The following is a 12,897-nucleotide window of genomic DNA, read 5'->3' on the forward strand; positions in this document are numbered from 1 at the left end:
CCCGGTAGCCGCCCAGTAACAGTGCGCGGCGACGCGCCCTCGAATGATAGACAACGCACGTTGTCACCACTATGGTTGGGGCAGCTGTGATTCAGGTCACGAGAGCCGACGAGGACGCGATGAGCACACGAGCCACCACCGACACCGAGCGCGACCCGCTGGGCCCGGATTCGCTGACCTGGAAGTACTTCGGCGATCTGCGCACCGGAATGCTGGGTGTGTGGATCGGCGCGATCCAGAACATGTATCCCGAGCTCGGCGCCGGCGTCGAAGAGCACTCGATCCTGTTGCGCGAACCGCTGCAGCGGGTGGCCCGCTCGGTCTACCCGATCATGGGCGTCGTCTACGACGGGGACCGCGCACCCGATACCGGGGCGCAGATCAAGGGTTTCCACACCACCATCAAGGGCGTCGACGGCCAGGGCCGGCGGTACCACGCGCTCAACCCCGAGACGTTCTACTGGGCGCACGCCACGTTCTTCATGCTCATCATCAAGACGGCGGAGTACTTCTGCGGCGGTCTGACCGAGGCCGAGAAGCGCCAGCTGTTCGACGAACATGTGCAGTGGTACCGCATGTACGGCATGAGCATGCGTCCGGTTCCGAAGAGCTGGGAGGAGTTTCAGGAGTACTGGGACGTCAAGTGCCGCGACGAGTTGGAGATCAATCGGGCCACCCTGGACATCTTCACCATCCGGATTCCCAAGCCGTGGTTCGTGTTGATGCCGACCCCGGTGTGGGATCAGCTGTTCAAACCCCTTGTCGGAGCCCAACGTTGGATCGCCGCGGGCGTGTTCGACCCCGCGGTGCGGGAGAAGGCCGGCATGCGCTGGACCCCGGGCGACGAGGTGCTGCTGCGAATCTTCGGCAAGATGGTGGAATTGGCGTTCGTCGCGGTGCCCGATGAGATCCGCCTGCACCCACGCGCCCTGTCGGCCTACCGGCGGGCCGCAGGCAAGCTCGCCGCCGATGCCCCGCTCGTCGAAGCACCGGGGTTCATGGCCCCGCCCCGCGACCGCCAAGGCCTACCCATGCATTACGTACCCCGGCGGAAATCGCTGCTGGACCGGGCCGGGGCCCTGGTACACACCACGTTCTCGCTGCCGGCGCTACGTCCGGCCCGCCGCCCCGCCGCCTGATTTTGACGCCTGTCTAAGCTGTCGAGATGCTTGATTGGTCTGATGTCGACATCGCCGTACGCGACGCGGTTCGCGAGTTCGTGGACAAAGAGATTCGCCCCCATCTCGACGAGTTGGAGAGCGGCGACCTGGAGCCGTACCCCATCGTGCGAAAGCTGTTCGCCACCTTCGGCATCGACACGATGGCCAAGGAATCGCTGGACAAGCGGCTGGCCAAGCTGCGGGACGGGGAAGCCAAGCCGTCCGGCCGCGGCGGCATGTTCGGTGGCAGCGCATCGCCGGGCATGGGCTTCGTCCTGATCAGCGAATTGTGCCGGGTGTCGATGGGCCTGGTCACCGGCCTCGGGGTCAGCCTCGGCCTCACCGTGTCGACCATCCAGAGCCGCGGCACCCTGGCCCAGCAGGAACGCTGGCTGCCGGGCCTGGTCACCTACGAGAAGATCGGCGCCTGGGCGATCACCGAACCCGATTCGGGCTCGGACGCCTTTGGCGGCATGAAGTCCTACGTGGTGCGTGATGGTGACGACTACATCCTCAACGGCCAGAAGACGTTCATCACCAACGGGCCCGACGCCGATGTCGTCGTGGTCTACGCCAAGCTGGACGAGGGTGACGGGGCCGACAAACGTGACCGCAAGGTGCTGACCTTCGTCCTCGACCGCGGCATGGACGGTTTCGTGCAGTCGAAGCCGTTCCGCAAGATGGGGATCCACTCATCGCGCACCGGTGAACTGTTCTTCAACAATGTGCGGCTGGGACGGGACCGGCTGCTGGGCGAGACCGAAGGCTCCGGCGGGGCCGACGAAGGCCGGGCCAGCGCGCGGTCGAATTTCTCCGCCGAACGTATCGGCGTGGCCGCGATGGCGCTCGGCGTGATCGAGGAATGCCTGCGGTTGAGCGTGGACTACGCCAAGAGCCGCACGCTGTGGGGCCAGGAGATCGGCCAGTTCCAGCTCATCCAGCTCAAGTTGGCCAACATGGAAGTGGCCCGGATGAACGTGCGCAACATGCTGTTCCGGGTGATCGAATCCGCCGAGAAGGGGGCACCGATCTCGCTCGCCGAGGCCTCGGCGATCAAGTGGTACTGCTCGCAGGCTGCCACCGACGTGGCGATGGATGCGGTGCAGTTGTTCGGCGGCAACGGCTACATGACCGAGTACCGGGTCGAGCAGTTGGCCCGTGACGCCAAGTCCCTGATGATCTACGCCGGCAGCAACGAAGTGCAGATCACCCACGTGGCAAGGGGTCTGCTCGCCTAGCCCTGGATCATCTCGCGGCCCGGGTGTGCCTCGCGCCACCCGGCCATCGCGGCATCCCAGTCGGCGCCGTCCAATGCGGTGAGCGACGCCGGAAACAGGCCGTCTTCTTCCTTGGCGATGTGCTCGTAGAGTTCCTCGACGGCCTCGCGGAACCGGGCCTGGTCGTCGGGATCGGCGAGGTCGGCCTTCTCCAGAAACGCCGCCAGCTCACGATGTTCGGTCACCAGCGGGTCGATGTGCTCGGCGTAGAGCTCGTCGCGGTGCATCACCGCGAACAGCCCGTTCTCCTCCCCCTGCCAATGGGAACGCAGTTCCTCGAACATTGCCGCCAGACGGCGTCGCGCCACATCCAGCTCGCCGCGGTCGAGAGCGCGCACCGCTTCACGTCCGTGGTCGACCGAGCGTTCATGCTCGGCGATGTAATCGCGGATCAGCGGCATCTCCCGGCACCCGCAGTACTGGCACATGGCTCGACCTTAGACCGGTCGCCCGAGTCCGCGTGTGGAGCGCTGTGGCGGAAAACCGTGCCGAAAATCGCCACAGTGCTTCATGCGCGGAAGGCTTGCCGACCGAAACTAGCTGCCCCGGTGAGCGCGGGCACTCTGGTACAGGCAGATCGATGCGGCCGAGGCGATGTTGAGACTTTCCGATTGCCCCGGCATCGGAATGTGCACCCGATGGTCGGCTGCGGCGGCCAATTCCGTTGGCAGGCCGTGGGCTTCGGGGCCGAACAGCCAGGCGGTGGGCGGCGCGAGGTCAACATGATCGAGGCTGATCTCGCCGTCGATCGTGGTGGCCAGCACCTGCAACCCCGCGGCCTGCAGCCGCGCAACGGTTGCCGCCGCATCGGGCTCACTGACCACCGGCAGCGAGAAGATGCTGCCGGCCGACGCCCGCAGACACTTGCTGTTGTACGGGTCGACGCTGTGTCCGGCCAGCACCACCGCATCGGCGCCCATCGCGTCCGCGGTGCGGATCAACGTCCCGGCGTTACCGGGCTCGGAGATCTGCACCGGCACCGCGATCAACCGCGGCGCGGCCCCCAGCACCTCGTCGAGGGAGACCGCGGGCAGCCGGCACACCGCCACCAGACCCACCGGGGTGACGGTGTCGGACAACGCCTTTGCCGCTCGTTCGGTGACGACGTCGACAGCTGCGTCACCCAGCATCGACCGGAAGCGGTCCGCGGCTTCCTCGGTGGCGAACACCTCGGAAACGAGTCCGCGCCGCAACGCGGCCTCGACGAGGTTGGGTCCCTCGGCAAGGAAGCGTGCGGCGCGGCGGCGCCCGATGTGGCGCTGCAGTTTGACTGCGGCCGCCACCCGGGCAGAGCGCTCGGTGAGCGTCAGGCGGCCTCGCCGGACGGAGCGTTCACATCTTCCGGCAGCGCAGCCTTGGCGACCTCGACCAGCGCGGTGAACGCCTCGGCGTCGCTGACGGCGATCTCGGCCAGGTTCTTGCGGTCCACCTCGACGCCTGCGGCCTTCAGCCCCTGGATCAGGCGGTTGTAGGTGATGTCGTTGGCGCGGGCCGCAGCGTTGATACGCGAGATCCACAGCTTGCGGAACTCACCCTTGCGGGCGCGGCGGTCCCGGTAGGCGTAGGTCAGCGAATGGAGCTGCTGCTCCTTGGCCTTGCGGTAGAGCCGCGACCGCTGTCCGCGGTAGCCCTTCGAGGCCTTGAGGACTGTGCGCCGCTTCTTCTGGGCGTTGAGTGCGCGCTTCACGCGTGCCATGGGATGTTCCTATTCTCGTTCGGTACGGGGAGCGGCAGATCTAGCCGTTGAGCAACTTGTTGACACGCTTGGTGTCGTTGGCTGCGACCACGGTGCGGCCGTCGAGCCGGCGGGTGCGCTTGGTGGCCTTGTGCTCCAGCAGGTGGCGACGGCCAGCCTTCTGGCGCACGATCTTGCCGGTCCCGGTCTTGCGGAAGCGCTTCGATGCTCCGCTGTGGGTCTTCGCCTTGGGCATGAATCCTCAGTTCTGTGTTGAAAACTAGCTCTGCGTGACGTCTGGTTCTTCTGGTGCGGCCTGCTGCCCGCCCGGGCGCTCGGCCTGCTCCGCTGCCTTGGCGCGAGTCTTCGCGCCGCGGTGCGGTGCCAGCACCATCGTCATGTTGCGGCCGTCCTGCTTGGCTGACGTCTCGACGAAGCCGTACTCGGCCACGTCCGCGCCCAACCGTTGCAACAACCGGTACCCGAGTTCGGGCCGGGACTGCTCACGACCGCGGAACATGATGGTCACCTTGACCTTGGACCCGGCTTCGAGGAAGCGGACCACGTGGCCCTTCTTCGTCTCGTAGTCGTGATCGTCGATCTTGGGACGCAGCTTCTGTTCCTTGACGACGGTCTGCTGCTGGTTCTTGCGAGACTCGCGCTCCTTGAGAGCCGTCTCGTACTTGAACTTGCCGTAGTCCATGATCTTGCACACCGGCGGCTTGGCGCCTGGCGCAACTTCGACAAGGTCGAGATCGGCATCCGCGGCGACGCGGAGGGCGTCTTCGATGCGCACAATGCCTACCTGCTCGCCACCTGGTCCGATGAGACGGACTTCTGGTACGCGAATGCGCTCGTTGACGCGGGTCTCAGTGCTGATGGGGCCTCCTATGTTGGGTCTGCCGAGGAGACCCCGCCCATCTGCATCTCTGCCCCGAAGAACAGAAAAGCCCTGCTCAAAAGCAGGGCCCAATGCCGACCGATCACGGCTTGCGCCGCCTGCACGTCCAACCGTGGAGCACAGAACCGGCGTCCGAGGACACCGGCGACCGGACCGTTGTACCTTGTGGCCAACGGTGGGAGTGGGACTCCACTTGCTGTCCCTGGCCTGAGCCGGGACGGTCGCGCATGACAGTCTAGCAGCTATGCCCGATCCGACTGAAATGCCCGACGACGCGACGCCGCAGGTGCGCGAGCTCGCCGAGATTCCCGCCGTGGAGGTGATCACCCGGGCGGCGGTCATGCTGATGAGCGCCGCGGCCGAAAAGATCGGCCTGTCCGCCGAGGATCCCGAGGATAGCCCGCACCGTGATCTCGACGAGGCCCGCCGGCTCATCACCGCCCTGGCCGGGCTGGTGACCGCGTCGGCCGAATACCTCGGGCCGCACGCCGGCCCGGTGCGCGACGGACTCAAGAGCCTGCAACTGGCGTTCCGCGAAGCCAGCGTCGCCCCCGAGGAGCCGGGCAAAGGTCCGGGCGAGAAGTACACCGGCCCGGTCTGGTGACCGGCCACCGGGGTGTCTGTGGCTGCGACGGACCCAATTGACGGGTTGACCGCCTATTCTCCGGGCGTATGACCCTCATCGGCCGCGGTAACCGCACCGGGGTACAACCCGCGTCGAGGTTTTCCTGGGTGCCCGCCGCAGCGGGCTGGACTGTCGGCGTCATCGCCACGCTGTCGTTGATCGCCAGCGTGTCCACGACGGTGCGGTGGTTGATCCAGGTGCCGCGCGAGTTCGTCAACGACTACATCTTCAACTTCCCCGACACCAGCTTCGCCTGGGCGTTCGTGCTGGCACTGCTGGCCGCCGCGCTGGCCGCCCGCAAGCGGATCGCCTGGTGGATCCTGCTGCTCTACATGGTGGGCGCAGTCGGGTGGAACCTTGGCGGCCTGGTCGCCGGTGGCGACCTCGGCGCAGAGGTGGGCGAGGTGATCGGCCTCGTGTTCCACCTCGCAGCGATCGTCGCGCTGGTGCTGGCCCGTAACCAGTTCTGGGCCAAGGTCCGGCGGGGCGCCCTGGTGAAATCCGCCCTGGTGCTGTTGGTCGGGATGGCCATCGGCATTCTCGCGGCGTGGGGGCTGCTGGAGCTGTTCCCCGGCACGCTCGCGCCGCAGTGGCGACTGCCCTACGCGGTCAACCAGGTCAGTGGGTTCGCGACGGTGCCCAGCGAGGTGTTCGAGGGCTACTCGCACACCTTCCTCAACGACATCTTCGGGCTGTTCGGCGCGCTGGCCCTGATCGCCGCGGCCATCGTGCTGTTCCAATCCCAACATGCCGCCAATGCGCTGACCGGTGAGGACGAATCGGCGATCCGCGGCCTGCTGGAGGTCTACGGCAAGAACGACTCGCTGGGGTATTTCGCCACCCGCCGCGACAAGTCGGTGGTGTTCGCGCCCAACGGGCGGGCCGCGATCGCCTACCGCGTGGAGGTCGGGGTGTGTCTGGCGGGCGGCGATCCGGTCGGCGACCCGAACTCCTGGCCGCAGGCGATCGCGGCCTGGCTGCAGCTGTGCCAGACCTACGGCTGGGCCCCGGGCGTGATGGGCGCCAGTTCGACCGCGGCCGAGGCGTTTCGCGCCGCCGGGCTGAACGCGCTGCAACTCGGCGACGAAGCCATCCTGTATCCGGACACGTTCCGGCTGTCCGGCCCGGACATGCGGGCGGTCCGCCAGGCGGTGACCCGGGCCCGGCGGGCCGGCACCTCGGTGCGCATCCGACGCCACCGGTCGGTCGAACCGGCCGAGATGGCCCAGGTGATCCGACGGGCCGATGCTTGGCGCGACACCGAGACCGAACGAGGCTTCTCGATGGCGCTGGGCCGGCTCGGCGATGCCGCCGACGGTGACTGTCTGCTGGTCGAGGCGGTCCGCCACACCGGCGACGACCCGCAGAATTCCGAACCCGAGGTGGTGGCGCTGCTCTCGCTGGTGCCGTGGGGCACCAACGGCGTCTCGCTCGACGTCATGCGCCGTTCCCGGCAGTCGCCCAACGGCACCATCGAGCTGATGGTCAGCGAGCTGTGCATGCAGTCCGAAGCCTTTGGGATCAGCCGGATTTCACTGAACTTCGCGATGTTCCGGTCGGCGTTCGAGCAGGGTGAGCAGCTGGGGGCCGGCCCGGTGGCCCGGCTCTGGCGGGCGCTCCTGGTCTTCTTCTCGCGCTGGTGGCAGCTGGAGACGCTGTACCGGTCGAACATGAAGTACCAACCCGAATGGGTTCCGCGCTTTGCCTGCTACGAGGACGCCCGGCTGATCCCGCGGGTCGGCGTGGCCTCGGTGATCGCCGAAGGCTTTCTGGTGCTGCCGTTTTCGCGGCGCAACAAGCAGCACACCGGCGAGCACGTGGCGGCACCGGCAGCCCTGGTCGATTCGGGCCGGCTGCACCACGACGGCAGTGCGCCGGAGCCGAACGGTCTCGTCGACGATGAGACCGGCCCCGCCCCCGGCAAGGACGACGACGGACCGCGGCTTCCCGAGCAGGTCCGGGTCCGGATGGCCAAGCTGCGCCAGCTCCAGGCCGCCGGGGTGGACGCCTACCCGGTGGGCCAACCGCCCAGCCACACGGTGGCGGCCGCAGTCGAGTCCGAGCACGGCACCCAGGTGACCGTGGCCGGACGGATCCTGCGGATCCGGGACTACGGCGGAGTGCTGTTCGCCCAACTGCGCGATTGGTCGGGCGAAGTGCAACTGCTGCTCGACAATTCCCGGGCCGCCCGGGCCGGCGTCACCGACTTCACCGCCACCCTCGATCTGGGGGACCTGATCGAGGTCAGCGGGGCGATGGGGTCCAGCCGCAACGGCACTGTCTCGTTGCTGGTGGACGAGTGGCGGCTGATCGGCAAGTGTCTGCGTCCGCTGCCGGACAAGTGGAAGGGCCTGACCGATCAGGAGGCCCGGGTGCGGGCCCGCTATGTGGACCTGGCGGTCAACACCGAGGCCCGGGACCTGATCCGGGCCCGCAGCGGCGCCCTGCAGGCCATCCGAGAGACGTTGTACGCCAAGGGTTTCCTGGAGGTGGAAACCCCCATCCTGCAGCAGATCCACGGCGGCGCCAACGCCCGGCCGTTCCTGACCCACATCAATGCCTACGACCTGGATCTGTATCTGCGGATCGCCCCGGAGCTGTACCTGAAGCGGCTGTGCGTGGGCGGGGTCGAGCGGGTGTTCGAGCTGGGACGCGCCTTCCGCAACGAGGGCGTGGACTTCAGCCACAACCCGGAATTCACGCTGCTGGAGGCATATCAGGCGCACGCCGACTACACCGTGTGGATCGACGGCTGCCGCGAGTTGATCCAGAACGCCGCGGCCGCGGCCAACGGCGCGCCGGTCTTCCTGCGTCCCAACGGTCCCGCCGGCGCGCTGGAACCCGTCGACATTTCGGGCACCTGGGCGGTCAAGACCGTGCACGACGCCGTGTCGGAAGCACTCGGCGAACACATCACGGCCGAAACGGATCTGGCCACGCTGCGGCGGCTCTGCGACGCGGCGCACATCCCCTACCTGACGCAGTGGGACGCCGGGGCCGTCGTGCTGGAGATGTATGAACACCTCGTCGAGGACCGCACCGAGGAACCCACGTTCTACACCGATTTCCCCACCTCGGTGTCACCCCTGACCCGCCCGCACCGCAGCCGCCCCGGGGTTGCCGAGCGCTGGGATCTCGTGGCCTGGGGTGTCGAGCTCGGCACCGCCTACAGCGAGCTGACCGACCCGGTCGAGCAACGCCGTCGGCTACAGCAACAGTCCCTGCTGGCGTCCGGCGGCGATCCCGAGGCCATGGAACTCGACGAGGACTTCCTGCAGGCCATGGAGTACGCGATGCCCCCGACCGGCGGTCTCGGGATGGGCGTGGACCGCGTGGTCATGATGATCACCGGCCGCAGCATCCGCGAGACCCTGCCGTTTCCCCTGGCAAAGCCGCGGTAGCAGGAACCTCACAGCCGATCGCCAGAATCGGCGGCGACGATATCGCTGTGACGTTCACCCACCACCTATCCCTGATGCACGGCTGGGTTCCGACCAGTGTCCAGGTCGTCACCGCCGTGGTGCTGCTCGCCGCGATCGGTTGGCGCACCCGGCGGTGGGCGCTGATCTGGCTACCGCTGGCCGCCGGCGTGGGCGGCATCCTGGTGGCGGGCACGCACTGGTACATCCAGTCCGAGGGATTGGCGGGTAACCCGGCGCCGCGGTCGCTGTGGGTGTGGATTGCGCTGACCGGGGCGGCCGTGGTGATCCTGATCGCCGGGTGGCCGGGCAGTCGCTGGTGGCGCCGCGGCAGTGCGGTGCTGGCGGTGCCGCTGGCCCTGCTGTGCACGGCATTGGCGCTGAACCTGTGGGTGGGCTACTTCCCGTGGGTGCAGACCGCGTGGAACCAGCTGACCGCCGGCCCCCTGCCCGACCAGACCGATCAGGTCACCGTCACCGCGATGCAACGCCAGGGCACCGTCCCGGCCCGGGGCACGGTGGTCCCGGTCGACATCCCCGACACCGCTTCGGGTTTCCGCCATCGCGGCGAGTACGTGTATCTGCCGCCGGCGTGGTTCGCCACCAATCCCCCGCCGCAGCTGCCGACCGTGATGATGATCGGCGGCGAGTTCAACACCCCGGCCGATTGGATGCGGGCCGGCAACGTGATCACCACGATGGACGGCTTCGCCGCGGCCCACCACGGGTATGCGCCGGTGCTGGCGTTCGTCGACCCGGGCGGCACGTTCAACAACGACACCGAATGTGTCAACGGCAAGCGCGGCAATTCCGCCGATCACCTCACCAAAGACGTTGTGCCGTACATGAACACCCATTACCGCGTCGATCCTGACGCCGCCGGCTGGGGCATCGTCGGCTGGTCCATGGGCGGTACCTGCGCGGTGGACCTGGCGGTCATGCACCCCGAACTGTTCAGCGCGTTCGTCGACATCGCGGGCGACATCGGGCCGAATTCGGGCACCAAGGCACAGACCATCGAGCGACTGTTCGGTGGGAACACCGCGGCCTGGGAGGCTTTCGACCCGAGCACGGCGATCAACCGGCACGGCCAGTACCAGCAGACGGCCGGGTGGTTCGACGTCAACGACGCGTCCGCCCCGGGACGGCCCGCCGGCCGCGTCAGCGATCAGGCCAAGGCCGCCAACGCGCTGTGCGCGCTCGGTTCGACACACGGGATCTCCTGCGCGGTGGTGACCCACCAGGGCACCCACGACTGGCCGTTCGCCAGCCATGCGTTCACCGCGGCGCTGCCCTGGCTGGCCGGGGCCATCGGCACGCCGGGGGTGACCGCGGTCGGACTGCCGCAGTCGTCGGCCGCACCGGCCTTCATCCAGACCGCCGCCAAATAGCGCTCAGTAATCGGATTCGGCGGCGAGGATCTCGGCCAGGAAGGCGTCGCCGCCAGGGTGCGCCAGCCGGGTACGGGCGAACGCCCGTACCCGATCCCGCACACCTGCCGACTCGGTGGCGCCGTGCACCCCGACGCGTGCGGTGACCTGTGCCCAATCCTGGTTCCACGCCCGTGTTTCGGTGAGCGGCTGCCCGTCGCCGTCGACCAATGTCAGTGCTGCGCGGCCGGTGGCGTCGAGAACGCCGGAACCGCGCAGGCCGCTGCCGCGCACCTCCACCTCGATGCCGGCCGGCGAGTCTGGGCCCACGAGCGCCACCCGCACCTGGGCCTGCACGTCGGTTCCGGCGGTCACCGACCAGTCGACGGTCTGCTCGGCCGCGTCGAACACCCCGGGCGGCACGGCCGACCAGTCCACGCCGGCCACCCCGTGCGCTATCACCCCGGCAGGGCCGGCGCCGTTCCCGGCCCCGGCGGCCAGGGCATAGTCATCCCGCCGCGGGGCCGCCACAGCGGTGTCCGGCCACGCCAGGCCGATCTCACCGGCCAGCTCACGACAGTCGCCGAGCAGCGTGCTGATTCGCGGATCAACTTGCGCGGACAGCGCATTCAGGTGTGCCAGGTGCGGTTGCAGCAGACCGACGACATCGGAATCGAAGGTGTCGTCGGTGAAGTAGTCCTCGAGGGTCACCGTCAGCAGCGCGATCTCGGCGTCGAGCAACCCGCGATCCAGCGCCGCGATACCGTCCCGGTCACTGGCCGGCCACCACCGGCGCATCCAGTGCCCGATCGCCAAGCGCCGCAACGTGTCGGTGGAGCCGGGCCGTATGTCGACCCCTTCCAGGTCGACCGGTTCGGTGGGCTCTCGGTGGCGCAGCGCATCCAGGATCGCGACATGTCCGGGCGCGCCGAGCACCTGCCACAGCCAGTCGGCACGGTCCGGATCGGTGAACGTGAACGACGGCGTGGGGTCACCGTCGATCACCCAGGACAGCACGGCGCCGCTGACCTCCAGGACCGCGGTCAACGGCGCGGCCTCGGCCACCGGGCCGGTGCTCCACAACCCGCCGTCGGCGCCCAATCTCACCCCGCCACCCGCACTTCCAGCATCGTTTTGATCCGCTGCCGGTGATCCAGGCTGACCGATCTGGCCACCCCCTCCAACAGCGACCGCAGTTCGTCCACGTCCGCGCAGGACTCCTGCCAGACGTCGCGACCGTGCAATCGGGCCCACAACCGATTCAGGTAGGGCCGGCAGAACGCGCCGAGATCGTCGATCACCTGCCGCTGACGCGGGTGCACCGCGGCGCCGGCGGCCAGGTAGCGACGGGCATGCAGCACATAGGCTTCCTTGGCCAGCCGGGCCTGGATGCGCGCCGACAATTGATGGCGCCCCGTGCGCGAGGCATCGAGCGGATGCAGGTCGGTGGCCACCTCGATGCCGGCCAGCAGCCCGGCCTGCTTGTCCTCGGCGAGCAGCCCCCACGGCGCGCAGGCCCGGTCCACCTCTTCGGCGCACAGCAACGGAACACCGGGCAGTTCGTCACGGTCCAGCGCCCGGCGCAGCGTGGCGCGCACCCGGTCGGCGACGCTGCGATCCAGTGGTCGGTCCCCCTCGGCCGGGCCGTCGATCGGCGGAGGACGTTGCGGCAGAGCCGAACTCAGCCCGGTGTCGACGATCGAGAACGGCAGCCTGGCGTGCGGGCGGCGCGCTGCGGCACCGAGGTTGTGCGGTGTCGCGTCCGCCACCAGCGCCGACCACACCCGCTGACGGGCCACCGCGGCGCGGTGGCTGTCGGCCGGGCCGAGCACCGTGGCCAGCCCGGCGAAGAACGCCGCGCTATCGGTTCCGGAAGCGACGTCGGATCCCGAACCGAGGACGTCGTTCCAGCTGCGCTCACACTGGCGGTGCAACCGGTCGAGGATCCGCGGATCGGCCACATGATCGTTGAGCACCTCGATCGCAGTGCGGTCCCGACCCCGATGCAGCTCGGCCAACACCTGTGCGGCGACCTGCGCCTTGTCGGCGCCCGGTGCGCCGCGGGTCACGGCCAGCTCGAAACACACCGGGAAATACAGCTCCTGGGCGTTGCCGGTGGTGATACGCAACTGTCGGCGCTGCTGCTTGAGCTCGACGAACCAGGCGGCTGCGGCCCGCAGCTGCAGGCCGCAGCCGATCAGCTGCTCATGCAGTTCGGCGGCCACCGCGGGCGTCAGCACCGGCGCCGAGAAGTGCGTATTGCTGCGCAGCCGGAGCACCAGGGGGTCGATGATGCGTTTGACCGTCCGGCGCAACGGGCCGCCGTCGGCGCCGCTGAACACCTCCACCCCGGGGCCCAGAGCCCGCCAGGCCCGGTCGATCACCGCGCGCCGTGGCAGCGCCGGGTCCACACCCGGATCCGGACCGGCCTGCGCCCCCGCCGTGTCGGACCCGATGCTCACCGGCACCA

At 68.6% G+C, this 12,897-nt stretch carries 12 protein-coding genes; 5 read left to right on the forward strand and 7 right to left on the reverse strand.

Annotation, left to right across the window (positions count from 1 at the left end):
* Positions 1-119 precede the first annotated feature (119 nt).
* Positions 120-1,139, forward strand: a complete 1,020-nt coding sequence (locus tag FR943_RS16165) for an oxygenase MpaB family protein (protein ID WP_217158990.1) — start codon at positions 120-122, stop codon at positions 1,137-1,139.
* Between the two features lie 26 nt (positions 1,140-1,165).
* Complete coding sequence (locus FR943_RS16170) at positions 1,166-2,398, forward strand: acyl-CoA dehydrogenase family protein (RefSeq protein WP_217158992.1); 1,233 nt, start codon at positions 1,166-1,168, stop codon at positions 2,396-2,398.
* On the opposite strand, the gene FR943_RS16175 is transcribed toward FR943_RS16170, so the two are convergent.
* The 5 genes from FR943_RS16175 to infC form a co-directional block, all read right to left on the reverse strand.
* On the reverse strand, positions 2,395-2,865 hold the full coding sequence (locus tag FR943_RS16175; RefSeq protein WP_246585070.1) for a hemerythrin domain-containing protein: 471 nt from the start codon (positions 2,863-2,865) through the stop codon (positions 2,395-2,397). The genes FR943_RS16170 and FR943_RS16175 overlap by 4 nt on opposite strands.
* 108 nt (positions 2,866-2,973) lie before the next feature.
* A complete protein-coding gene (locus FR943_RS16180; protein WP_217158994.1) occupies positions 2,974-3,720 on the reverse strand; it encodes a TrmH family RNA methyltransferase in 747 nt (248 codons plus the stop codon).
* A gap of 23 nt (positions 3,721-3,743) precedes the next feature.
* On the reverse strand, positions 3,744-4,133 hold the full coding sequence (gene rplT, locus FR943_RS16185) for a 50S ribosomal protein L20 (protein WP_217158996.1): 390 nt from the start codon (positions 4,131-4,133) through the stop codon (positions 3,744-3,746).
* Positions 4,134-4,173: 40 nt separating this feature from the next.
* Positions 4,174-4,368 carry a 50S ribosomal protein L35 gene (gene rpmI, locus FR943_RS16190; protein ID WP_036449598.1) on the reverse strand — a complete coding sequence of 65 codons (195 nt, stop codon included), beginning with the start codon at positions 4,366-4,368 and terminating at the stop codon, positions 4,174-4,176.
* Positions 4,369-4,392: 24 nt separating this feature from the next.
* Complete coding sequence (infC, locus tag FR943_RS16195; RefSeq protein WP_308170595.1) at positions 4,393-5,004, reverse strand: translation initiation factor IF-3; 612 nt, start codon at positions 5,002-5,004, stop codon at positions 4,393-4,395.
* 253 nt (positions 5,005-5,257) lie between these two features.
* Here infC and FR943_RS16200 point away from each other — a divergent pair, with 253 nt between their 5' ends.
* The 3 genes from FR943_RS16200 (at position 5,258) to FR943_RS16210 (ending at position 10,448) form a co-directional block, all read left to right on the forward strand.
* A complete protein-coding gene (locus FR943_RS16200; RefSeq protein ID WP_217158998.1) occupies positions 5,258-5,617 on the forward strand; it encodes a DUF1844 domain-containing protein in 360 nt (119 codons plus the stop codon).
* Between the two features lie 68 nt (positions 5,618-5,685).
* On the forward strand, positions 5,686-9,039 hold the full coding sequence (gene lysX / locus FR943_RS16205) for a bifunctional lysylphosphatidylglycerol synthetase/lysine--tRNA ligase LysX (RefSeq protein WP_217159000.1): 3,354 nt from the start codon (positions 5,686-5,688) through the stop codon (positions 9,037-9,039).
* Between the two features lie 47 nt (positions 9,040-9,086).
* Entirely contained in the window at positions 9,087-10,448 is a 1,362-nt protein-coding gene (locus tag FR943_RS16210) for an alpha/beta hydrolase (protein ID WP_308170575.1), read from the forward strand.
* Between the two features lie 3 nt (positions 10,449-10,451).
* On the opposite strand, the gene FR943_RS16215 is transcribed toward FR943_RS16210, so the two are convergent.
* Together FR943_RS16215 and FR943_RS16220 are read right to left on the reverse strand one after the other, a co-directional pair.
* Positions 10,452-11,534, reverse strand: coding sequence for a hypothetical protein (locus FR943_RS16215; RefSeq protein ID WP_217159002.1), 1,083 nt, complete (start codon positions 11,532-11,534; stop codon positions 10,452-10,454).
* Entirely contained in the window at positions 11,531-12,889 is a 1,359-nt protein-coding gene (locus tag FR943_RS16220) for a hypothetical protein (RefSeq protein ID WP_372448161.1), read from the reverse strand. The genes FR943_RS16215 and FR943_RS16220 overlap by 4 nt, the downstream gene beginning before the upstream one ends.
* Positions 12,890-12,897: the final 8 nt, after the last annotated feature.

The organism is [Mycobacterium] fortunisiensis (assembly GCF_019050325.1).
Taxonomy (GTDB): Bacteria; Actinomycetota; Actinomycetes; order Mycobacteriales; family Mycobacteriaceae; genus Mycobacterium; species Mycobacterium fortunisiensis.